This is a genomic window from Aneurinibacillus sp. Ricciae_BoGa-3 (genome assembly GCF_028421645.1).
In the GTDB taxonomy this organism is placed as follows: domain Bacteria; phylum Bacillota; class Bacilli; order Aneurinibacillales; family Aneurinibacillaceae; genus Aneurinibacillus_B.
In genome coordinates this window covers 1,088,998-1,111,830 of the sequence record NZ_CP116887.1, presented here as the reverse complement: position 1 = coordinate 1,111,830, position 22,833 = coordinate 1,088,998, and the positions used below count along the sequence as shown (strand labels likewise).

General features: G+C 40.7%; 23 protein-coding genes, 3 pseudogenes and 2 riboswitches. Of the genes and pseudogenes, 8 read left to right on the top strand and 18 right to left on the bottom strand.

Annotated elements, in window-relative coordinates; genetic code table 11:
• Positions 1-4 precede the first annotated feature (4 nt).
• Together PP175_RS05845 and PP175_RS05840 are read right to left on the bottom strand one after the other, a co-directional pair.
• Positions 5-967, bottom strand: a complete 963-nt coding sequence (locus PP175_RS05845) for an L-threonine 3-dehydrogenase (RefSeq protein ID WP_272441861.1) — start codon at positions 965-967, stop codon at positions 5-7.
• A 47-nt stretch (positions 968-1,014) separates the two neighbouring features.
• Positions 1,015-2,205 carry a glycine C-acetyltransferase gene (locus tag PP175_RS05840; RefSeq protein WP_272441860.1) on the bottom strand — a complete coding sequence of 397 codons (1,191 nt, stop codon included), beginning with the start codon at positions 2,203-2,205 and terminating at the stop codon, positions 1,015-1,017.
• Positions 2,206-2,496: 291 nt separating this feature from the next.
• Between PP175_RS05840 and PP175_RS05835 the strand changes: the two genes are divergently transcribed.
• Positions 2,497-3,009 (top strand): acyl-CoA thioesterase, encoded by a 513-nt coding sequence (locus PP175_RS05835; protein ID WP_272441859.1) that lies wholly within the window; start codon positions 2,497-2,499, stop codon positions 3,007-3,009.
• Positions 3,010-3,365: 356 nt separating this feature from the next.
• On the opposite strand, the gene PP175_RS05830 is transcribed toward PP175_RS05835, so the two are convergent.
• From PP175_RS05830 to PP175_RS05820, 3 genes are all read right to left on the bottom strand, one after another.
• Positions 3,366-3,935 carry a DUF421 domain-containing protein gene (locus PP175_RS05830; RefSeq protein WP_272441858.1) on the bottom strand — a complete coding sequence of 190 codons (570 nt, stop codon included), beginning with the start codon at positions 3,933-3,935 and terminating at the stop codon, positions 3,366-3,368.
• Positions 3,936-4,164: 229 nt separating this feature from the next.
• A complete protein-coding gene (locus PP175_RS05825; protein ID WP_272441857.1) occupies positions 4,165-4,365 on the bottom strand; it encodes a cold-shock protein in 201 nt (66 codons plus the stop codon).
• A gap of 270 nt (positions 4,366-4,635) precedes the next feature.
• A complete protein-coding gene (locus PP175_RS05820) occupies positions 4,636-6,768 on the bottom strand; it encodes an ATP-dependent Clp protease ATP-binding subunit (RefSeq protein WP_272441856.1) in 2,133 nt (710 codons plus the stop codon).
• Positions 6,769-7,192: 424 nt separating this feature from the next.
• Between PP175_RS05820 and PP175_RS05815 the strand changes: the two genes are divergently transcribed.
• A complete protein-coding gene (locus PP175_RS05815; RefSeq protein ID WP_272441855.1) occupies positions 7,193-7,825 on the top strand; it encodes a nitroreductase family protein in 633 nt (210 codons plus the stop codon).
• A 297-nt stretch (positions 7,826-8,122) separates the two neighbouring features.
• Here the strand turns inward: PP175_RS05815 and PP175_RS05810 are convergent, their stop codons facing one another.
• From PP175_RS05810 to PP175_RS05795, 4 genes and pseudogenes are all read right to left on the bottom strand, one after another.
• Positions 8,123-8,380 (bottom strand): hypothetical protein, encoded by a 258-nt coding sequence (locus PP175_RS05810; protein WP_272441854.1) that lies wholly within the window; start codon positions 8,378-8,380, stop codon positions 8,123-8,125.
• Between the two features lie 111 nt (positions 8,381-8,491).
• A complete protein-coding gene (locus tag PP175_RS05805; protein ID WP_272441853.1) occupies positions 8,492-9,922 on the bottom strand; it encodes a SpoVR family protein in 1,431 nt (476 codons plus the stop codon).
• Positions 9,919-10,065: pseudogene (locus PP175_RS05800) on the bottom strand (sporulation protein YhbH); the annotation flags it as partial. The gene PP175_RS05805 and the pseudogene PP175_RS05800, both read right to left, overlap by 4 nt.
• A 172-nt stretch (positions 10,066-10,237) precedes the next feature.
• Positions 10,238-10,579 (bottom strand): hypothetical protein, encoded by a 342-nt coding sequence (locus tag PP175_RS05795; RefSeq protein WP_272441852.1) that lies wholly within the window; start codon positions 10,577-10,579, stop codon positions 10,238-10,240.
• A 453-nt stretch (positions 10,580-11,032) separates the two neighbouring features.
• Here PP175_RS05795 and PP175_RS05790 point away from each other — a divergent pair, with 453 nt between their 5' ends.
• Entirely contained in the window at positions 11,033-11,323 is a 291-nt protein-coding gene (locus PP175_RS05790) for a hypothetical protein (RefSeq protein WP_272441851.1), read from the top strand.
• Between the two features lie 35 nt (positions 11,324-11,358).
• Here the strand turns inward: PP175_RS05790 and PP175_RS05785 are convergent, their stop codons facing one another.
• Positions 11,359-11,604 (bottom strand): AbrB/MazE/SpoVT family DNA-binding domain-containing protein, encoded by a 246-nt coding sequence (locus tag PP175_RS05785; RefSeq protein ID WP_272441850.1) that lies wholly within the window; start codon positions 11,602-11,604, stop codon positions 11,359-11,361.
• A gap of 96 nt (positions 11,605-11,700) precedes the next feature.
• Positions 11,701-12,105, bottom strand: coding sequence for a YhjD family protein (locus PP175_RS05780; RefSeq protein ID WP_272441849.1), 405 nt, complete (start codon positions 12,103-12,105; stop codon positions 11,701-11,703).
• Between the two features lie 138 nt (positions 12,106-12,243).
• On the opposite strand from PP175_RS05780, the pseudogene PP175_RS05775 reads away from it, so the two are divergent.
• Both PP175_RS05775 and PP175_RS05770 read left to right on the top strand, forming a co-directional pair.
• A pseudogene (locus PP175_RS05775) lies at positions 12,244-12,465 on the top strand (helix-turn-helix domain-containing protein); the annotation flags it as partial.
• Position 12,466: 1 nt separating this feature from the next.
• On the top strand, positions 12,467-12,595 hold the full coding sequence (locus tag PP175_RS05770) for a hypothetical protein (protein ID WP_272441848.1): 129 nt from the start codon (positions 12,467-12,469) through the stop codon (positions 12,593-12,595).
• Positions 12,596-12,636: 41 nt separating this feature from the next.
• On the opposite strand, the gene PP175_RS05765 is transcribed toward PP175_RS05770, so the two are convergent.
• On the bottom strand, positions 12,637-12,867 hold the full coding sequence (locus tag PP175_RS05765) for a hypothetical protein (protein WP_272441847.1): 231 nt from the start codon (positions 12,865-12,867) through the stop codon (positions 12,637-12,639).
• Positions 12,868-12,991: 124 nt separating this feature from the next.
• A riboswitch (cyclic di-GMP riboswitch) is annotated at positions 12,992-13,074 on the top strand.
• A gap of 11 nt (positions 13,075-13,085) precedes the next feature.
• Here PP175_RS05765 and PP175_RS05760 point away from each other — a divergent pair.
• Positions 13,086-14,105 (top strand): PAS domain S-box protein, encoded by a 1,020-nt coding sequence (locus PP175_RS05760; protein ID WP_272441846.1) that lies wholly within the window; start codon positions 13,086-13,088, stop codon positions 14,103-14,105.
• Between the two features lie 286 nt (positions 14,106-14,391).
• On the opposite strand, the gene PP175_RS05755 is transcribed toward PP175_RS05760, so the two are convergent.
• The 4 genes from PP175_RS05755 to PP175_RS05740 form a co-directional block, all read right to left on the bottom strand.
• Positions 14,392-15,228, bottom strand: coding sequence for a copper amine oxidase N-terminal domain-containing protein (locus PP175_RS05755; protein WP_272441845.1), 837 nt, complete (start codon positions 15,226-15,228; stop codon positions 14,392-14,394).
• A gap of 477 nt (positions 15,229-15,705) precedes the next feature.
• Positions 15,706-17,931, bottom strand: coding sequence for a GGDEF domain-containing protein (locus tag PP175_RS05750; RefSeq protein WP_272441844.1), 2,226 nt, complete (start codon positions 17,929-17,931; stop codon positions 15,706-15,708).
• 456 nt (positions 17,932-18,387) lie between these two features.
• Complete coding sequence (locus PP175_RS05745) at positions 18,388-19,011, bottom strand: DUF4337 domain-containing protein (protein WP_272441843.1); 624 nt, start codon at positions 19,009-19,011, stop codon at positions 18,388-18,390.
• A 117-nt stretch (positions 19,012-19,128) separates the two neighbouring features.
• Positions 19,129-19,533 (bottom strand): YhjD family protein, encoded by a 405-nt coding sequence (locus PP175_RS05740; RefSeq protein ID WP_272441842.1) that lies wholly within the window; start codon positions 19,531-19,533, stop codon positions 19,129-19,131.
• Between the two features lie 125 nt (positions 19,534-19,658).
• Between PP175_RS05740 and PP175_RS05735 the strand changes: the two are divergent.
• Both PP175_RS05735 and PP175_RS05730 read left to right on the top strand, forming a co-directional pair.
• A pseudogene (locus PP175_RS05735) lies at positions 19,659-19,865 on the top strand (LexA family protein); the annotation flags it as partial.
• A 27-nt stretch (positions 19,866-19,892) separates the two neighbouring features.
• Positions 19,893-20,051 carry a hypothetical protein gene (locus tag PP175_RS05730; RefSeq protein WP_272441841.1) on the top strand — a complete coding sequence of 53 codons (159 nt, stop codon included), beginning with the start codon at positions 19,893-19,895 and terminating at the stop codon, positions 20,049-20,051.
• 79 nt (positions 20,052-20,130) lie between these two features.
• Here PP175_RS05730 and PP175_RS05725 read toward each other — a convergent pair whose 3' ends face one another.
• Together PP175_RS05725 and PP175_RS05720 are read right to left on the bottom strand one after the other, a co-directional pair.
• Positions 20,131-20,856, bottom strand: a complete 726-nt coding sequence (locus PP175_RS05725; protein WP_272441840.1) for an EAL domain-containing protein — start codon at positions 20,854-20,856, stop codon at positions 20,131-20,133.
• 93 nt (positions 20,857-20,949) lie between these two features.
• Positions 20,950-21,033, bottom strand: a riboswitch (cyclic di-GMP riboswitch).
• Positions 21,034-21,221: 188 nt separating this feature from the next.
• Positions 21,222-22,469, bottom strand: a complete 1,248-nt coding sequence (locus tag PP175_RS05720; protein WP_272441839.1) for a diguanylate cyclase domain-containing protein — start codon at positions 22,467-22,469, stop codon at positions 21,222-21,224.
• Between the last annotated feature and the right edge of the window lie 364 nt (positions 22,470-22,833).

Sequence of the window (22,833 nt, the reverse complement as noted above, 5' to 3'; positions counted from 1 at the left end):
TGCTTTACTTTGCCTCAGGTAAGCAGTATCGCTGCTGCAGCTTAGCAAGCATGTCGGTTGTGATCCTGTCAAGATCATACTCGGCTTTAAAGCCCCATTCCTCTTTGGCGGCTGATGCATCAATGGAGTCCGGCCAGCTTTCGGCAATCGCCTGTCGCACCGGGTCCACTTGATAATCCATTTTAAAAGCTGGCATCTGTCTCGCAATGGCAGAAGCTACATCTTCCGGCGCAATGCTCATGGCCGTAACGTTAAAAGCATTTCTGTGTTTTAATCTGTAGGAATCAGCTTCCATCAATGTAATGATAGCGTGGAGCGCATCCGGCATATACATCATATCCATGTAGGTACCCTTCTGGATATAACAGGTATATTTCCCGCGCTTCACCGCTTCGTAATAAATCTCAACCGCGTAATCTGTCGTACCGCCGCCTGGAGGAGTAACATACGAGATCAATCCGGGGAACCGGACGCCTCTCGTATCTACGCCAAACTTATGAAAGTAATAATCGCAGAGCAATTCCCCTGCCACTTTGTTTACGCCATACATGGTGGTAGGACGCTGAATGGTGTCCTGTGGTGTTTGAACTTTTGGCGTGGATGGCCCGAATGCACCGATTGAGCTTGGCGTGAAAAACTGACAGCCCCGCTCTCTGGCAACCTCAAGCGCATTAACCAATCCGCCCATATTCAAATTCCACGCAAACAGAGGCTTCTCTTCCCCAGTGGCTGACAAGAGTGCGGCGAGGTGGATAATGGTATCCACCTGATATTGGGCAGCAATTTCAGCCATCCTTTTTCCATCCGTCACATCCAGAATTTCAAAAGGACCGGAATGCGCGATTTCTTTCGCCCCTAACCGAATATCGGTTGCAATGACGTTATCTGAACCGTAAAATCTCCCAAGCTCCATTAGCAGCTCCGAGCCTATCTGCCCAAGCGCTCCTGTCACCATTATTTTTTTCATGACAATCATGCCCCCTAGATGTCAACTTATCCGAACTTCGTCGAATTTTAGATGATGCCCAGTTCTTTGCCCACTTTTGCATAGGTGGAAAGTGCCTGATCAAGCATCTCTTTCGTATGCGCCGCTGTAGGCATATTGCGTACCCGCCCTGTTCCCTGCGGTACGGTGGGGAATACAATGGCTTTCGCATATACGCCTTCCTGATACAGCCTTTTGCTGAACTGCTGGGTTTTTACTTCTTCCCCGATAATGCATGGCGTGATGGGCGTTTCACTTTTTCCAATATTAAAGCCGAGTTGTTTAAGGCCTTTCTTTAAGTAGTCGCCGTTTTCCCATAAGCGATTTTGCAGCTCCGTGCTGTTCATGAGTATATCAATCGACTGTATGCATGCGGCCACATCGGCAGGCGTCAACGACGTGGAGAAAAGGAACGGCCTGCTTCTCACTTTCAGCCAGTCGATTAACTCCTGTTTGCCCGCAACATACCCGCCAACAACGCCTATGGCTTTGGAAAGTGTTCCAATTTGAAAATCAATTTTAGCGGACAGGCCAAAATGTTTAACAGTACCCGCACCGTTTCCAAGCACACCAGAACCATGCGCATCGTCCACATACGTAATCAAGTCGAATTCTTCCGCAATGGCTGCAATTTCAGGAAGCTTGGCGATATCCCCATCCATAGAGAAAACGCCATCTGTAATGACCATGATTTTGTTATAGAGACCGGATTCTGTGGCTTCCTTCGCTCTTGCCCGCAAATCTTCCATATCAGAGTGCTTAAAGCGGATGACTTTTGCTCTGGATAATCTGCAGCCATCAATAATAGAAGCGTGGTTTAATTCATCAGATAAAATGGCGTCGCTTTGATCCATTACAGCAGATATCGCTGCCATATTGCAGTTAAAACCTGATTGATAGGCAATCGCTGCTTCTGTATGCTTAAAAACAGCCAGTTTTTGCTCCAGCCTCGTATGCAGCTCAAACGTTCCGTTGATCGTGCGTACTGCGCCTGCTCCCACTCCGTATCGATGGATGGCCTCCACAGCAGCTTTCTTAAGCCGTTCATCGGTTGTTAGCCCCAGGTAATTATTGGACGATAAATTGATAAATTCTTTGCCTGAAATTTTTATAACTGGTCCGTTGGAGCTCTCAAGTGGGTCGATCACATTGTAAAGGCCCCTGTTTTTTAAATCGGTTAAATTGCCATGTAAGAAATTCTCCAAAACTTTGCTCGACATCTATACCGCTCCTTTGCAAATAGTAACCGGCTTCTATCTGTGCTTCTACATGTTCATGTAGGTATCAGGTAAACATATGTGCATATGGAAAAAACACATTGAAAGCGCTTAATTACTATATATTTATGCATTGTTACTATATAAATTAACACCATTTTCTTAAAATGTCTATTCAGCATAGACATTTTATTTAAGAAGACAGGAATTAACGAAAAGTTAGAATTCGGCAATTCTCAAGTATTTGAGCTATGATGTATACAAATAGTCGTAATTACAACAGGAGGCCTGTCTATGACTGAAAAATTTTGCAGAGAATCTCGAACGATTAAATCCAGCTTGGTGCTCCCCCCGGATACGAATTATCATGGAACTTTGTTTGGTGGTAAATTAATGAGTTATATTGATGATATTGCTTCGATTTCAGCCATGCGGCATGCCCGCTGCGCAGTTGTAACAGCATCCACCGATTCGGTTGATTTTCTTTATCCGATTGAAACACGAGACGCTGTTAGTCTCGAATCGTATGTAAGCTGGACGGGCAAAAGCTCTATGGAGGTGTTCGTAAAAGTGATTACGGAAGAACTCATGAGTGGAAAAAGAAAAATTGCTGCCACCTCTTTTTTAACTTTCGTTGCCTTAGATAACAATAAAAAACCTGTAACGGTTCCAAAAGTCATTCCTGAAACAAAAGAAGAGATGAAGCTCCATGAGATGGGAGCCCGACGAGCGGAAATGAGGAAAATGAGGAGAGAAGACAGCAAAGAATTGGCCGAATTTTTAACAACCAATAGTCCCTGGGAATAAGTGAGAAAAACATCGCGGGCCATGCCGCTCTCTTCTTTCCCCGCATAGAAGTTTTTACGGCCGCTTTGTGGAACCACGGACGGACCGGCATTAGGGAATCTTGGCTAGCGGCAAGCGTAAGCGCAGGCGATGGCCTTAGATTCCTTTATACCGTTTAGGTGCAACATCTGTGTATGCCAATGATGGAGACAATTGCCGGTCTTTTTCGCCCTCTGTTCCACACGCTCCGCAGGGGGAAAGAAAAGTGCGGACACGTGCCTCACGATGTTTTTCTTGGGTGTTTCAGTACCGGAGGTCCCTTTTAAAAAATCGCTCAAGACACTTCAACACGGTGAAGCACATCAACTGATATTGCATTAACTCAAAAAATCGTGCGGTGCGTGGTCCTCTGCTCCGTTATGTATGGTGCTTGTGTGCATTGAGGGCGGTTTTGCCAACAAATCAAAATAATCCTTTTGCGTTATTGTTCGATAAGGTTTTTTCTTTAATACAGACAGCGTACCATTCGTTTCAAGGACTGCCTGCTCTACTTCCTCTAGATTAAATATTTCTTTCTGCCTTAATCCACTTGTTAAAGCGCTTAACGAATATTTTATTTTCTTCATGTTTTCTTCGAGCAGGATCCCATCCTTGATGATGGTTGTCGGTTCGCCTGAAAACCATTTTCCCAGCTTGCCACTTTTCAATGTAAGGAAGGTCAACACAATCGTTATACTGCCAAATAACACCATGGAAATTAAAAAATAGAGGAACTTTATTTTTATGTTAAATACCATATTTCCAGCGATCGATCCAAGCGTAACCGCAGCAATAAAATGGTAGTAAGTCATTTGCCCGATTAAGTCTTTTCCGATAATCTTTGTGATTAAGATGAATAAAGCAAAGGCAACAAAGCAACGGATAACGATTTCAATAATATCAGACATTTCCGTTCTCCTAATGTTTAGTTGGTTTTTAAAGTTATTATCGGATGTTATCCACTTTTTTAACCGTTATTTGATGCTACGCAATCTAAGCCAATTAGTTGGCTGGCGCCATCGACAATTAGCTTCTTTTCGCTTATCAAGTAAAGAAGCAATTTCACATTCAACACCGTACAACGCAAAAAAGGCTGCTGACAAAAGTTTGCCAGCAGCCTTTTCTATAATTCTTTAATTATAATTTAATAACGTTAGCAGCTTGTGGTCCACGGTTACCGTCAACGATGTCGAAGCTAACGCGTTGGCCTTCTTCTAAAGATTTGAATCCTTCAGATTGAATAGCAGAGAAGTGAACGAATACATCGTCTCCGCCTTCAACTTGAATAAATCCGAAACCTTTTTCTGCATTAAACCATTTAACTGTACCTGTGTTCATGATAGAACCTCCAAATAATTTGTTTAATATGTTACCTTCATATTTCCTGTAAAAATAAAAATTCACATATTATCACGGGCTATATACATTGAAAATATAACCCCTGATAACATGTGAATTATAAAATTCAACCCATAATTTATTTAACCACATCATAACACACTCGATTTAAAGATACAATAGCGAAACCACTTTATTGCCAGAAAGATAAGCAAAAAACTGCATTCCGGTTATGCACCAGAATGCAGCTGTTGTTTTTAGAAGGGACCGTTAGGCTTTTCTCACAACGCTAATCTCATCATTTATGACTTCGATAGCGATTTGTTTGACATCCTCGTTATCAATAACAAGGTCTGCGATTCCGTCCTCCACGTACTGCTGAATGATGCGGCGCAGCGGACGGGCTCCAAAGGCAGGATGGTAACCCAGCTCAGCCAATTTTGCTTTCGCTTCCTCGGAGATCGTTACTTCCATCCCCTGTTCGCTTATGGCTGCCGTAATGTCACCCAGCATCAGATCAACAATTCGAATTAAATCGTTCTTTTCCAAATGGTTAAAGTGAACGACTGCATCGAACCGATTGAGAAACTCAGGCCGGAAATAGGAAGTAAGTGATTCGATCATGGCCGGCTTTGAGCTTTCGGCACCAAATCCGACGGTGATTTTCTTCTCTGCAGTGCCGGCATTGCTTGTGGCGATAATTACCGTATCTTTAAAATTCACGGTGCGGCCCTGGCTGTCAGTCAGGCGGCCGTCCTCGAGAATTTGTAGAAACATGTTCTGTACATCCGGATGCGCTTTTTCAATCTCATCTAACAGGATAATACTGTATGGATTGCGGCGCACGCGCTCTGTTAATTGGCCTGCCTCTTCGTGGCCGACATATCCCGGAGGTGAACCGATAAGTTTGGATACCGAGTGTTTCTCCATATACTCACTCATATCTAAACGGATCATAGAATCCCTGCTGCCGAACAGTTCTTCGGCAAGTACCTTCGTCAATTCGGTTTTCCCTACACCTGTAGGGCCAACAAACAGGAAGGATGCAATCGGCCTGTTTTTCGGCTTCAACCCTGTGCGGCTGCGGCGAATGGCTTTTGCTACCTTGTTGACAGCTTCAGCTTGCCCAATTACTTTCCCTTCCAGGTGAGCCGCGAGATGTTTCATTTTCAATTGTTCGTCATTCTGCAGTTTCTTGACAGGAATACCCGTTTTCCGCTCAATAATTTCTTGAATATCTTCTACAGTAACGGCTGTAGGCTGTGTAGCTGGCTGTGCCTTATCAAGCTGCTGCAGAATACGGTTTTCTTCATCCCGAAGCTTAGCCGCACGCTCATAATCCTCTATAACCGTTGCATTCTTTTTCTCTATAGCAATCTCGGCAAGGCGTGCCTGTAATTCTTCTGTGTTGGCATTTGAGGAGCGAAGGTTAATTTTTGAGCCTGCTTCGTCCATCAGGTCAATCGCCTTGTCAGGGAGAAATCTGTCCTGGATATAGCGGTTGGATAATTCAACGCAAGCCCGCAGAACGTCATCAGAATAAGAAACTTCATGGTAGGATTCATATTTAGAACGAAGACCGTGCAGAATCTCTATCGCTTCCTGAACGGAAGGCTCCTTAACCATTACAGGCTGGAACCGGCGCTCCAGGGCAGCGTCCTTCTCAATTTTACGGTATTCTTTCAGTGTAGTGGCCCCGATAATTTGCAGCTCTCCGCGTGCAAGCGCAGGTTTCAATATATTTCCTGCATCCATCGAGCCCTCAGCAGATCCGGCGCCTACGAGAAGATGAATCTCATCCACGAACAGAATGACATTCTTGCGCTGCTGCAGCTCTGCAATAATTTGCTTCATTTTCTCTTCAAACTGGCCGCGGATTCCGGTACCCGCTACCAGGGATGCCACATCAAGCGTATAAACAATTTTATTCTTAAGCTTCGTTGGAACCTGTCCTTCAGCAATCTTCAGAGCTAAACCTTCAGCGATTGCCGTTTTACCTACCCCCGGTTCCCCAATAAGCACAGGATTGTTTTTGTTTCTGCGGTTGAGAATTTCAACAACCCGGTCGATCTCATCGCTGCGCCCAATTACGGGATCGATGAGACCGGCTTTCGCGGCTTCACTAATGTTTCGTCCGGCGCCATCCAGAATGCGGCTTTGTTGTTGGGCCTGGGACTGATTGTTTCCTTGGGGCATGGATGGGTTCTGGTTATGCATGTCGGCATTATTGAAGAAGTCCTGGAATCCAGAGAATAGGGAGAAGTTATGGTTTGATCCCGCACTTGTTTTGTTAGCCAGTTCGGCATAACAGTCCTGGCAGAGGTACAGTCTCTGTAATTTACCCTGCTGTTGAATATTTAATAACACGTTTGCTTGGTTTTCATTGCAGTTTTGGCAAAGCATAAATTTTTCCTCCTTCATTACGAAAAATTTATTAAATAAATGCTTATATCGAGTAAATGGGAGAACCCCATCGTTGCAAGTTCATTTGCAGGTTCGACCTTTGCAGGTTGGACCTTAACTTTCTACTACGATTGCGGCATCGGTGCCTCATTTTATGAAGACTGTAGCCATCAGTTTGACTTTGACTTTCGTTGACCTATATTGATTATATATTGACTTTCTTTGACTTTCAACACTTATTTTTTGTTAGTTGTACCCAGTCCATTATTTGGCCGGTTCATTCGGTCTGGAAGCCGTTTTATTCAATCCGTTAGGTGGTACCCTAATTTTGAACGAAGGCAGTTACAAGCTTTACAAATCAAATTACATTATTTATAATTATTAACTATAGTTTAATAAGTAGTAAGGAAAGGTGTGAATGTATATGGCAACAGTTGTGGCTAGTACAATAGCCGATATCATGAAAGCACGGAGCAGCGTGAGGGCTTATCAGAAAGGAAAAACCATTCCGAAGGAGACGCTGCGTGGGATTCTTGAATTGGCTGGAACCGCCCCTTCGGCGTGGAATCTGCAGCATTGGAAATTCATTGTTGTGCAAAACGAGGAGAGAAAACAACGGCTGCTTCCGATTGCATATGGCCAGAAGCAAGTTGCGGATGCCTCCGCTGTGGTAATTGTTCTGGGGGATACCCAGGCCAACAAAAATGCTGAAAAAGCATATGCAGGCGCTGTGGAAGCCGGATATATGACCCAGGAGGCCAAGAATACCTTATTCAACAACATCAACCAGGCATACGCGAGAGGACCCGAGCTTGGCGTTCATGAAGCCATCCGCAATGCGGCTTTTGCTGCGATGCAATTTATGCTTGCTGCCAAGTCATTCGGACTGGATACGTGTCCCATGGGCGGATACGACCCGGTAGCTCTCCGCAAAGAGCTGAACATTCCGGAACGCTATACGCCTATTCTCATGATGTCACTGGGATACGCGGAAAAACCTGCCCATGAGACAGGCCGTTTTTCTGTGGATGACATTCTTGTTGAAGAAACTTTCTAATTCAAATGAAAAAGGTGTGGCAGAACATTGCGTTCTCCACACCTTTTTTGTAAAGAAAAATGGCCGGATTAACACTCCTGCCAGATTTTTGCCATGGGATAGACCGCCAGTTGCCTGCCTGTTTTGCAGGTTTTTTCGAATCACTTAACCTATTGCGCCTCAGTATTATCCCGCTCGCTCTTGCATCCTTTTAAGCCATGTGCGAAAAAAGGATGCATTTTTCACACTTTATCGTTTCACCACGGAACGTAACCACTGCTTCCACAAACGGCAGCTCATGTTTGATTGTAAGTGGGATCATATTCTGCGAATACCTGTCCATTTCTGCTCACGAATATCGAGGTCCTCGCGAGACGTATGGAAGAAATAATACTCCCTTCCTGGGTTCTCCTTATGGAGGGCCGTATAGCGCCGAAGCGCATCCATAGAATCTTCATAGCGATCAATGACCGCCAGATCGTCTACAATCCGTTTATTATCCTCGGAATGGGCTTTCAAAGCTTCAAACACAATCCACTCGTCTTGATAGGCCTGTCTGACTTCCTGCCACTTCATGACATCCCATCCTTTCCGCCAAGTTAGCATAGAAAAAAGAGAACCACTTCGGTTCCCTCTCACTAATTCATATCCCTCTATATAAATCCTCATATAACATAAATCTGCATGCTACAGAAATCTTCGATGGCACTTCTTCCCGTCGTAAGTAAACAGGACTCGCTTCTCTTCGACGGTTGTCTCCAGGTGGATCGTTTTGTCCCACAGGGTATAGATGTAGGGGAGCGTTTTCTCGACATATTTGATGTCGAGTTCCATCCCCTCATACTGGTGGGAGATGTATAGTTCCCCATTGCGCAGGTAATCGCCATCCTTGATCACCAGATAAGGAAATCCGCCATTCACCCGGCTTGTGACGAGCTGGTCCCGCACGCTTTCCCATGTTTTATCGGTTATGGTCCAATCGTTTCCCTTCTTGGCGAAAACATACATATCCAGCTTATCAACCAGATCCTTAGTTAAATAGTTCCGCAGGAAAGAAATATCGCCGTCAAGCTCACGAACTTCAAAGATTTTCTCGCGCCCTTTGCCGGGTTCACGGCAAAACCGCTTCTGCTCCTCCTCGGTCGGATTATTCCAGCGCTCCTCAATATCCTCAAAAATCTTAACACCCAGATAATACGGGTTGATGCTGGTGGTAGAAGGCTGCACAACTCCGGCGTTCAGCTTGGCGAATTCGATCGTTTCATCTTCGGTGAGATCCATCTCCCGCAGAATTCGCTGATGCCAGAAGGAAGCCCAGCCTTCGTTCATGATTTTTGTCTCCATCTGTGGCCAGAAGTACAGCATCTCTTCACGCATAATCGTCAGAATATCGCGCTGCCAGTCTTCCAGATTGGGGCTATACTCTTCGATAAACAGCAGAATATCTTTTTCTGGCTCAGGCGGAAACAGACGTTTCTGCTGGGCAGACCGTTCTTCCACTTCCGCCGATTTCTTCTGTTCTTCTTCGTCCAGCATCCAGAGCTCATCATAACGTCCCCTTGATTTAACGGAAGGTTTGCGTTCTGTGTCATTCTCTGCCCAGTTAAAGGTACGCCGCGTAAGGCTGGGGTCAATGTGTTCCTGTATGGCGAGCACCGCATCCAGAAAATCCTCTACGGTCTGTTTGCCGTACTTAATTTCATACTGGCGCAGCCGCTCTGCGGTGGCAGCCATGCTTTCCACCATATCCCGATTTGTTTTACTGAACCGGGCATTATTTTTGAAGAAGTCACAGTGGGCCAGAACATGGGCGACAATGAGCTTATTTTGGATTAAGCTGTTGCCGTCGAGCAGAAAGGCGTAACAAGGATCCGAATTAATAACCAGTTCGTAAATCTTGCTTAACCCTAAATCATACTGGAGCTTCATGCGGTGAAACGCCTTGCCAAAGCTCCAGTGTGAGAAGCGGGTAGGCATCCCATACGCGCCGAACGTGTAGATGATATCCGACGGGCATATCTCATACCGCATCGGGTAAAAGTCGAGGCCATAGCCCCGGGCGATCTCTGTTATCTCGTCGACCGCCCGTTCAAGCTGCTTCATCTCGTCTCCATTCATTCGCTCCCCTCTTTTCCGAAAAAGGTTTTCAGCGCTTTGTAAACCTCTCCTTTTTCACGGATAATGCAGTATTTGAATTTATCATCTTTCATGTTTTTGTACACCGACATTAAGGTTGAGTGTCTGTTGTACTGATTGAACTCTTTATGATATATACAACTCATTAGTATTCCCCTTCAGAATTATTTTTTATACCTTTTTCTTGTAAATTTTATTCTTCAAAAACTCAGAAATGCTTAATCTTAACCTTCCTGGTTCAAATTTTGAGAAATAAAAAATAGCCTCCTACCATTTCGGTAAAAGGCCTCATAATAATTAAATAGCGTTCTTATGTTTTTGCGCAAGAAAGCGACGGGCGAAATTCAGAGCCAGATAACGGGTCTTGAAAGAAGCAACACCCTCAGGCACATTCTGGTCCTTAATGAATACCAGTTCTCCATTTACCTCAACACGTGGTAGCCACGTCTCATGTTGGTCGTTTGTCTTTTCTGCACCTGATACACGTTTCGCGCTGGATCTGTGACCGAGCTTTATATTTTTAATTAATTGAGTTCCTTCATGTGTAACAACTTCGACAATAGTTTTTGTATCACTCTCTGCAAGTCTTTTAATACTATTAAATTTACCTGTGCCTAATAAACATTTTGCAATCACCATAAAGTATGTTTTCTCCCTTCCAATCCGTATATAATTTCTTACTATCTGCATCAATATTAAGAATGACACATGGCTTTTGTATAGGCGGGTTAATTAATAATTTTAACATAAATTTATGCTTTCTGCTCTCCACAAAATCCGTTTTTATCCCATATAAAGGTTCCATACACTGTATAAATGCTTTCACCGTATCTTCGCACTCGTGTAGAAAAACCTAGTTTTCAAAACGGTGCGTTGACCCGCTGCTGTAAGAACCATTGGTGTCCGCTTGCGGCACCCGGCGAGCAAAGCACCAACCACTATTAACGAGAATGCAAGATTAAAAATCCTTTTCATTATGTAACGCCTTCCGAAATTTATCTGTCGATTTTTGTAAATAGGATTTACTAGTGCCAACTATATATGCAATTTATAATAAAATCGAAATCAAAACCACAGAAAGGAGTGCGATTTGTGAAGGGTTTCAAAAAGGTATTTGCCATTTTAATTACAGCAGCCGTTTTAACAGGGTTGTGTTCACCAGCTTTTGCAGATGTTTATGTGCATGGTTATTACAAAAAGAATGGCACGTATGTGAAGCCACACTGGCGTTCGAATCCGGATCATACCGTCGCCAACAACTGGAGTACAAAAGGTAATGTAAACCCGCATACAGGTAAGAAGGGGACCCGTACTTATGGCGGGATGTATGGTGGAAAATCTGTAAGCAAGAAACATTATAAAAGACACAAAAAGGCTGCTTAATGAAGAATCCCCCTCTTTCATCGAGGGGGATGTATTTATTCTTTTATCAAAATTTCATTCGCGCATGTTTCGCAAACTCTTTTGCCTTTGAAGGATTTAATCCCTTCCATTGATCCACAAAATATGCAAGATGGTTCATATTTTTTAAGGACAATAGTATCCTCAGTAACGAAAATTTTGAGCGGGTCTTTATCGTTGATGAAAAAATTTCTACGCAATTCAATTGGAAGAACAACTCGGCCGAGCTCGTCTACTTTTCTTACAACACCTGTCGCTTTCATATGTATCCCCTCTTTCCTTTTTCTGTAATTATAACAGGGAAGGGAATTAATTACAGGTATAATTTTAAAATGTTTGTTAATTTTTTCTTTTGATTGCTACGCTAATGCCGGCTGCGTACCCTGAATGAACGATTTCACTGTTTCTTCCGACTCGGATAAAAGCATGTAATTCGCATATCTATGTGTATACGTATTTCCCTGCAGACTTGATATAACCACCCGAACAAATTCCTCCTGCTTCTCACTGATGATTTCGCCTCCGATTTCGCGCAAGCGCTGACGAATGGAACCTAGCTCATTTGAAAGTGATTTTTGCACTTCGAACAAAGTTGAAATGTAAGCTTTGCCAAGCCTAGCTTTTGCTCGGCCAATAGTTGTAATCTCCCCTGGTAGTACTCGCAGAACTAAGCTATATACAACTTGTTTCTTCACCAGCATTGCAAACTCCTGATACTCTGGAGGATAAAGCATATTCCCTTCTGTGTTTGTCGTCCAACTCATCCTTCACCCCCCCAAAAAAATAAGAACATTTGTTTCTATTTTACCTCAACTAGGTCAAAAATATCATGCTTGTTTTTTCCATGGGATCATAATAAAATCAAAATATACGAACTTACATTCGGTAAATGGAGGGGTACGATGAAAGAGATTTCCGGACAGCAACAGGAGATATTAGCCATTGTGAAGCGTCTCACTAAGGAAAAAGGGTATCCTCCAACTATTCGGGAGATCGCAAAAGTATCGGGTCATGCCTCTACTTCCACGGTTCACGGCTATTTGGATCGGTTAGAAAAACGTGGCTTAATTTATCGGGATCCAACAAAACCCCGGGCGATAAAAATATATGGTGAGGAACGGATGTATGGATAAGATTTTTGATGAAGAGCAAACGGCGAAGGAGATAAAACTTGTGTATGTAAAGCAGAAGATGCTTCGTATATTGAAGGAATCGGGATTAAGCAAGGAAGGAACAATTGAAGATTTTACATAAGATGATAGAAAACCGCCACCTATAAGGGTAGCGGGATAATTTTAAATCGAAGGCTTTTCAGTTTTCGTTTCCTTTATGTTGGCTATCCAGTCAATAAACGCCTGCGCCGACTGCAGGCCAGAATTGGTCTTTGCAGCCTCAATCTCCTTCTGAATTAAAGTGAGCACATCAGAAACATTCTGCGGTGTCACGTATCCTTTTGCTGCTTCTGGAACCGTATCGGAAATGTATTTGGCGATGGCTGCCTTCTGAATCTCCGTGAGGCTTCCCACTTCCACCTCTAGCACACGCAGTGCAGAGTATGCAGCTGCGGGCAGTGGGCTGTTCGACAAGAAATGACATAAATTCACTAAACGATTTGATACTATTGTTGTATAAACATCTTGTAAAAATTTATTTAAAAAAGGGGAAAACCGTTGAAAAGCAGTGACGCAAAACCATGGATCTGAATCCTTTAGGAAGATGGTTGGGTTGCCGAAAGGGGGAAAAAATGAAAAACTTATTGTTGTCTAAAGAAGACCTTCTCAATGCTATCGTAAATTCAATGGTGGAATCTATCGTATTACTTGATCACAACTTAAACGTTTGTTATATGAATAACTCTGCTGAAAAAATGTTTCTTTTAGAAGGTATTGACTATGAAGGAAAGCATTTTTTTGAAGATTTAAATGCATGGGATATACCTATTGAAAGTGAAAAATCTTTGCCAGAAGAGGTTTTCGAAACAGGAATTTCTCAAAGCGGAATAATACGCAATACTAGCACAGGAAAGAGATTATCCGTAAATGCTACTCCACTCAATGATAATGGTAAGAAAAAAGGGGTCCTTCTTTCGATTCAAGATGTTACAGAAATCATGGAAAAAGAACGGGAACTTGACTTGGCATTCGCTTTAACGTTGCCGAACAGCAAGGTGGAGTACAAACTAAAATCAACCGTTGAATATCAGGATCAATACGATCCTAAAACCAAATTGATTACGATTACAGGTGTTATCCAAAATGGTCTCTATCGTCATGTAGTAAATTGCCTTAGACTACTCTCGAATTTACACATACAGGGGATAACTAAAATTATTGGAATAGATAAGGATCAGCTCGTGCAAGCTTTTATCTTTCATGATTTAGGTAAATCACAACCAGTTTTATCTATAGGGGATGTTGTTGATCCCAAAAAGGTTTTCGAAGATGGTAAGTTACATGCTTTCCGTAGTGCAGAATTAGCACAAAACTTCTATAGTCAACATAATGATGTAGTTGAAATTATTCGCTATCATCATCACAGTGAGAGCGAACTTCCTGAAACATTTCCATGGCGATTACTGCCTATGTTCAGATTATTTCAATTGGTGGATGGGTTGTCAGCAGCCATCACCAGAGGTGGTGTAGATGTCAATTTCATTGTACAAGAGTGCCTTATAATAGTAACCGAAATAAATGACCGTCCACAATATAACGGAACTTGGCAAATCGATTTATATACCGGAAAAAGAAACAAGGTATCTGAATGACATAAGTTGATTATTATTTGAGCCTTCGGGAATAAACCCGAAGGCTCTTTCAAATCAGAGGATATAATAGGATACATTGTTCCACTATCGGAAATCAATAGTTCAATAAAACGGATACTCAAGCATAGCTTTGATGTATGCGCAAGTTGCTTAGAGGAGATAAATAAACTTTCTCGTTAAATTAGATAATTAATCTTTAATCGGAGTTTGCTTGATAAATAAAGTCATTTAGAATAAAGCCCTGCCACCATATAGAGATAGGGATGGCGGGGCTTTAAACTTCAACTTAATTTTCTGTGATATCTATCGTGTGGTTTGAGCCGTTCCAATTCACATTTGCTCCGAATGATTCGCTAATAAAACGAAGTGGGATCATCGTTCTTTTATTTATAATTTCTGCCTTCTGCCCAAGTTTTACTATTTTACCGTTTACTGTTGCTGTACTGGAACCAACTTTCAGAATAACGTTCTGTTTCCCTCTTTGGGCTTTCACAGTTCCGCTTTTACCGTCCCAGTTGATTTTAACGCCTAGTGAATCAAAGATTTGACGTAATGGAACCAGCGTACTGCCATTTTTAATGATAGGTTGTTGATCAAATGATAGAGTTTTTCCGTTAAAGGTTACAGTCATTTGAGTTGTTATTTTAATAGTAGGATTAATTGACACAGCGTCGCCCGAAGTGGTTTGAGGGGAGACATTTATTTGATCTTCGGATGTAAATCCCGTTGTAATGCCTATTTCATCTCCTGTAGTAACCTGTTCCTGATTTTGATGTTCATTGTGATGTTCTTCATCATGATGTTCATTCTGTTGTTGCTTATCCTGATCATCGTTCTGTTGTTCACCATTCTGTTGTTGGTTTTCATCCTGATTGTTCTCATTCTGGTCATTATTACTTTGCTTTTGACCTGCTACTTTATTCCCCAGACTGTTGATTAAAACACTATCTAGTAGCTGACTATTGCCTTGTTTAAATGTATTTTTAAATTCACTTACCTTGCTAAGAAAATCGGATGATTCACCTGTCATTCGTAAGTTACTTGATTTAGGCTGTGCCAAAACAGTGGTAGCGCTTAAGACTAAAGATGCTGAAACAATCCCTACAGCTACTCGTTTTTTCATTTTTATTACTCCTTTAAACATATGTATTTTTAATTCTGAATCTTTGTGTTATATCGGCATTTTCAACCCACTTAAAAAGTCAAACGTAACACCTAAATTGTTATTCTGCCAAACGCGTGATAAACTACCTCCATTAATCCATCGGCATTGGAAATGGTTTTTGATGCAACTTTATACATCGTTATACAGTTTGTTTTTTAAATGTAAGGTTTCTCCACACCCTGAAGAGACACAGATTAATATCTGTGTCTCTCGAGTGGTTTTTGCATATAAGTGGGGTTACTTTTAATATAAGTGGGGTTACTTTTAATATAAGTGGGGTTACTTTTAATATAAGTGGGGTTACTTTTAATATAAGTGGGGTTACTTTTAATATAAGTGTTCTCTATTAATTTAATGTTACAGGTATATTAAAATTTTCGCGCGTCCTAGGCTAAGAAACAAAGGAGTAGTAGCTATATTTTCTGCAATAAATTTTTATCCTCTTACGAAAGATATACCGTTAATTTGCTTGGCTGTCTTTTTGACTTTAGCCGCCATCTCTGAGACCTGAAGCGGTGTATTATATCTGCCAGGCAGGCAATTTATACATGCAAGTGAGATGGAAAGTGTCTCTTGGTCGATGAGATTAATTAACCCCTCTCCCCCCTTAAATTGGAAATAGAAGTGTTCCATAATATAGTCGCCGTACTCCCTTGCATAACCCGGTTCTGTAATAATGATGAAATCATCCCCACCTATGTGCCCGACAAAACCTTGCTTATCACCTATTACCCTGTTGGCGGTGGCCAGCATCTTCGCTGTACGAAGAATAATCTCATCACCTATTTCAAATCCGTACTGATCATTAAAGAACTTGAATTTATCGAGGTCGCAATAAATAACGGAGAAGTCCTGTTTATTATTCAACCGCTTGGAGATTTCTTTTTCAATCCGAATGTTCCCAGGCAGCCCTGTCAAAGGGTTTGAAACGGCGGCCATTTCCAGCTGTACTTTTGCCAGCATGTCCAATAAGCTTTGGACCGAAACAATCCCTAAATACTTGCCATTTTCTGTTATAATAATCACATCATAAAGATGAAACGTTGGTCTCTCCATGGCCAATTTAGCTACTTCATCAATGTTAGTCCGTTTGTCTACAATGAGCGGACTTTTATTCATGATCTGGGATATGGACTTTTCATAGTACAGTGGAATACCGTATTGGCCGCCCAGAATTTGATAGATTTCAGAGCGCTTAATCAGGCCAATCGGCTCTTTATCATTCACGATTACTAGGCTGTCTATTTTATTATTTTGCTCAAAGATATGATAGACTTCCCTAACCAGTGTGTCCTTGGTCACACATATTGTAGAAGAAAGAATATGCCCTACCTTATTGGTGTACTCTTCGTCACTCGTCTTATTATTCCGGTTTAAAAGCTTGATGAATTGTTCAGTTTCTTCCCTAATAGGCAAAAATTCTTTCTTAGGCCGACCGAGGATAAATCCCTGTCCATAATCGACTCCAAGGTTGATGAGGGTTTCCAGCTCACTTTCCGTTTCGATCCCTTCGGCAATAATCTTGCACTTCACTTTGTTTGCAAATTTAACAAAAGTCTCCAGCAGCGCCTGTTTAATGGGATCGACATCAACATTGCGTATGAGAGCCATATCTAACTTTATATAATCAGGGTAAATTTCCGCTATCGCTTCCAGGCTGGAATATCCAGCACCTGCATCATCAACCGCTATCAAGTATCCTTTCTTTCTATATTCCTGAATAATTTCACGAAAGGAATCGAAGTTTTTAATCGCATGGCGCTCTGTAATCTCAAACACAATGTTACGGGGGGATAGCCCGTATCTTCCCATTTGTTTAAAAATCTCTCCGCGCAGCAGGAAAGGGTCATCGATGCTTCTGGCATCCAAGTTAATAAATAGCTTGTGGTAAGAATCCAGATATTTTAGGTTATTGATGGATTTCCGCCTGCATAGTGATTCCAACTGAAAACCCCTTCCTGTCTTTTCAGCACTGGCAAAAAGATTTCCAGGCGAATAAAAGGCTGATCCTTCGGGTCCCCGCAGCAATGATTCCCACCCAAGCAGAGCACTGGTTTTCAGTGAAACAATAGGTTGCGCCACCATGTGTATATCCTCTGTGTCGAGAATACGGTTGAAAAGTTCTACATTTTTAAATTCTTCAGACATGATTCCAAATTTAGCCATTTGGCTGGCATATTTGACGGATGTGTACATCTCTGTCACGAGATCGTCACTGTCTATTCTGGCATATCCAATATGGATTTCAATTGGATTTATGTTGGGATAGGTTACCCTTCTGTTTATTTTGTCTTCTACTTCCCGCTTCAAGTCTAGACAGATATCCTTCATAATCTCGTCCTTATATGGGCCCTCCCAGCCTAAGTAGACGGCAAAATCGTCTCCCCAGAGCTTCTGAATGGCTATCAGATCTGCTTCACCCCGAAGAACAGAGTGACTTGCATCTAAAAGAACACTTTCTAATTGAAACAAAATATGGCCGGCTTCCTGAAACCCGAACTTCGCTTCAATTTCTGACATATTCTTAATGTCTAGATACAAAAGGAAAATAGTCTTAGATCGAGCAAATTGTGCTTTTAAAAGTTTTTTGACCTGATAACGCTGGTCTGTATAAATATATGGTACTTTATGTTTAAACAAGCCGCCTAAAAAGGACCGCAATATTTCCAACTCCCTCTATCTATACTCCTATTCATTATGACATCATTCCTTTAATGAATTGTAAAAATCACGTAAACACTTTGCGGATAATCGAAAGTCCAAGTTCCCAAAGAAGATCTTTCGCCTTTATTTAACAAATTATATTAAATCAAAAGGACCAAATTAAAAAGACGCAGACTGTTGTCTGCGTCTAAGAGAAGGTATAAAGGATTGTTGTTCAAAAAAGAGCTATTTCAAATATAAACAATAATAAATATTTTTACAAATTTACGTCCCCGTAGTTTACATGACCATTCCACATCACATTAAACCTCTTTATCCCACTGCTGCGCCATGAGATTTCTATAGCTGCAGATAGTGATTGTTACAGATGGGATAAACCGGATGTTCACAGCGACACTTTTTAGCATTCAGCATGCTTTCGTGTTGTCCGGTTATATTGTTTAATTAAAACAATTATCTATGAATGAGTAAGGGAATTAAATATACAAGACCTACACCAGCTATTCCTAAGCTGCCCATCCATAACCACTTTTTTCTTAGGAGACTTGAAACGGAAGCAAGTATAATGGCAATTTGCAAAAAGACGCTCGAAAGTCCAGCTTTATGATGCTGCTGTATAAGAGCAGAAGTTGCATGTAACTTCTCATCTCGTTGTTTTTCCAATTCTACCGCTTTTTCCTGGATTGACTGTTTATCTTTATCAAATTTATTCACGCTTTGTCTAAAAGTATTTTCGGCACGTTTCGCTTCTGTTTGATTGCTTAAAGCAGGCGTGAGTGTTAAAAGAGACTTTACCACATCATTTTTTACGCTTTTTGTATCATAGTAGGTCCACTGGTCCGATGCCTTCGCCTGGGCTAAGACTGCCTGATCCATTTCCATTAATGAATCCGTCGTTATTTGATTTTCTTTCATTGCACCGAGCGCAGTAAATAATGCGTATACGCTAATTGTTATCGCTATGATATTATTCCATTTGCTTCTCGCCTTTTCTTCACGCTCAAAACGATCTTCTTTTTCCTCCAATTCCTTTAACTGATGTTCTAACGGATTTTCGATACCATAGTTTTCGCTCATTGAATTGATTCCCCCAGTAACTCGGTAATAACCTTTTTTAAAGTAATGATAACAGGAGAAGAAATGAACAAGATGGTTAATATGTAAACTTTTTATTAAGAAATAATTCATCATTTCCTACGCAAGTGATGGTTCATTCCCCTGTATATATGCTTTCACCGTATCTTCACACTCATGCAAAAGCACATAATTACCAAACCGGTGTTTATATGTATTGGCTCCCAGCTGGGACGTAACCACCCGAACAAACTCCTCCTGCTTCTCCTCGACGATCTTCCCTCCAATTGTACGCATGCGCTTTCGGACTGAAACAAGCTCGTTCGTAATTAATTTTTGTATCCCGACAAGAACTGATACATAACTCTTGCCCAATCTCGGTTCTGCTCGGCCAATCGTTGTAATATCTCCAGGCAATACACGCAGAACCAGGCTATATACAACATGTTTTTTGACAAGTTTCGCAAACTCTTCGTACTCTGGAGGGTAAAGCATTTTCCCTGTAGGTTCTGTAGCACCATTCATTTTAACTCCCTCTAAATAAGAACGTTCGTTTCTATTTTATCGCAAAAAGATCAGAATTATAATGCTTGTTTTTTCCATGCAACGAAGATAAAATAAGAACAAACGTTTGTGAATGGGTGAGTGAATTGGAGAAAGTTTCAAAGAGACAAATTGAAATATTGAAGTACATTCAACAGCAAATTCAAGTTGAGGGATATCCTCCAACAGTACGGGAAATAGGGGAAGCAGTCGGTTTGGCATCCAGTTCCACTGTTCATGGCCACCTTGACCGTCTGGAGAAAAAAGGGTTCATTCACAGGGATCCGACGAAGCCGCGCACTATTAAGATCGTAAAATTACCGGCATAAGGTGAGGTTCCAATGGAAAAAGTTGATGTTTTAAGCGAAGAGGAAATGGCCAAGGAGATCAAACTATTGTACGTGGAATTACAGTTGCATAATGTACTTAACCAATCAGGGTTAAGTACAGGGGAGCAGATACAACTCTTGAATAAAATGATACAAACCCGCCAACCTTAAGGCCAGCGGGTTGTGATATGTACACATAACCTTTACTATTTATCAAATCGGACTAAAACAATTCCCGTTAGTTTGTATTTTATAATAATTTTGGTTTGCCTAGTAAATATCCTTGGCCAAATTCTATCCCCAATGTTTTCGCCATGAGTAGGTCCTCATCTTTTTCAATTCCCTCTAAAATCAGTTGAATAGAATTATTTCTACAGTATTCACTGATAGCTTTAATCATCATCTGTTTTTTCTTTGAAACCGATAAATCTCTAGAAAAATATAGATCCAATTTAGCAAAATGAGGTTCAAAGTCAATAAGTGTACTCAACGATGACCATCCTGTTCCTATGTCATCTATAGCTATTAAAAAGCCACAATCTTTTAGAAAAGTGATTCTTTCTTTTAAAAGGTCTGATTGTTCAGAGCCAAATGTTTGCTCAGTTTCATTTAATTCGAACACAATCTGTTGATAAGGCAACATGTGCTCATTCAAAAGTTTTCTTATAAAACAGGGGAAATTAGAATGTACAATAGTTGAAGGGAGTACATTTAAAAACAATAAATCATCTTTCTTGAAGTAACCTGATGAATCATAGGTTGACAGAGCTTTGCAAATGGATCTGGTGTCCAATTGATAAAGCCTTTTTGTTTTTTTCGCTTCTTCAAAAATCTTGTCAGGTGTTCCTACTTTAGCACGTAACAAAGCTTCAATTCCTTCTTTTTCCCCGCCTTTTAGAGAACAAATCGGTTGAAAATAATGGTAAAAGTACTCTTCTTCCACAAACTTTTCAATCTCAGATTGAACTATTTCCATAAATATTCCTCCTTTGTAAAAGCTCATCTAAATAGAAAAAGTCCACCTCGAAAAAGGTGGACATAAACGTCTAGTCAAAATGTGTCTATCTTCTTCGGCAACCCGGCTGTCATGGCAAAATGCTTTAGACCCGCGGCTTTGCGTCCCTATCTTTCAACAGGTTTGCTATTATCGGAAAGTATTTATGTTCAAGTTCTATTGCTTATTTTAGTATAAATAGTAATTAATTACTACTAATTTTGACAAAATTCTATCCGTTAACACAATCTTAGTAAACCTAGATTTACAACAAAAAATTTTTAAATTCTTCCTTGTACTGATCAGCTTTCAAGGAGTTACTTATTAGGTTTATTTGAGTTCGCTTATTATAAAAAGAATTGATAAATATTTCTCCCCTTTTCTTTCGCTTGATATAAAGCAATGTCTGCTCTTTTTAAAAGATTTTTTTCATCATCATTTTCCCGATTTATTGTGATACCGACACTTGATGTCGTTATGAATTCCTTATTATTAATTTTCCAGGGCTTTTGAAGAGACGTAAGTATTCTTTCTGCAACCTTAGCCGCTGATTCTTCTCCACTGATTTCTGATAGTAAAACAGTAAATTCATCCCCACCGATTCTTGCGATGACATCCGATTCACGCAGGCAAGTTTGTATTCTGTGAGCGAATTGTTTCAAAAGTTCATCTCCAACATCATGACCAAATGTATCATTAACTTTTTTAAAATTATCCATATCCATATACATAATGGCAAATTTTCGTTTGTATCGTCTTTCTTCTTTAATTTTTTTCTCCAAAATCTCCATAAAATGCCTGCGATTAGGAAGTTCTGTAAGAGGATCGTGAAAAGCAAGAAATTTATATTTTTCTTCATACTTTTTCTTTTCTGTTATATCTCTTGCTATCGCGGCTATTGCAACTAAGTTACCATTCAAATCATTGATAGGAGAATAGGTTAAACTAACTTGTATAAAGGAACCATCTTTTCTGACACGAATTGTTTCAAAATCTTTTATTGTTTCCCCTTTCTTAATTTTACTTATTAATTCGTCGAGCTCAATCTTTTGTTCTGAAGGGATCGTAGGGAGCTGCCTTCCAAGTATTTCGTTTTCCTTCCATCCGTACATAGTTTCAAATGCTGGATTAATTTGTATAACGTTTTCATTTAAATCTAAAATTTTAATAGCATCAGCTGTATGATTAAAAAATTCCTCTAATTTTCGTTCAGCTTTGTGCAGATCTTCTACTGCTCTTTTAATATTTGTTATGTCCTTTGCTACCCAATATGCCCCCTGAACTTTTTCATCTCTTAGAAGAGGAATTATTTTTACCGATAGATCGATAGAACGCCGATCTTTATGAAGTGCAATTGTTTCAAATTGTAATCCTGTTCCTTGAATCACTTTATCCAAAAAACTTCTGACTTCTTGTACATTATCTGGATCGACTATTTTTTCGAAGGACTTATCCAATAGCTCTTCCTTTACATATCCTAATATTAATGAAACAGCTTCGTTAACTTGTATGATATTTCCGTTTATATCCAAGATTAAAATAGGATCAGGATTATAATCAAACAGTGATTTATAGCTTATACCTTCTATAACCATAATTTTTTCCTCCTTGCTATATGCTTAGTATGTTTTAAGACGTGACTCAAATTTTTATCTATAAATACAAATTAATTTTTATACGGAAACAGCAGCCCTCCTGACCTACAATGGCTGCTGCTTTTTCATTCCTTAAAGATAATATGTTCCTTTCGCTAGATCAACTGCAAAATTTTCGCTTGATCGGCATTATTTGTAACAATGCTTTTGCCGCCTCCCAGTGCTTATTTCGCTTAAGGTGACCGATAAGTTGGTCTAACTTCCACTTTTTTCATTTTGTAAGTGCTATCGTTTGAGATCTTAAATCATAAATGACTTGCCCATTCATTCTTATAACATCAACCATTTTAAAACCCTCCCGCAT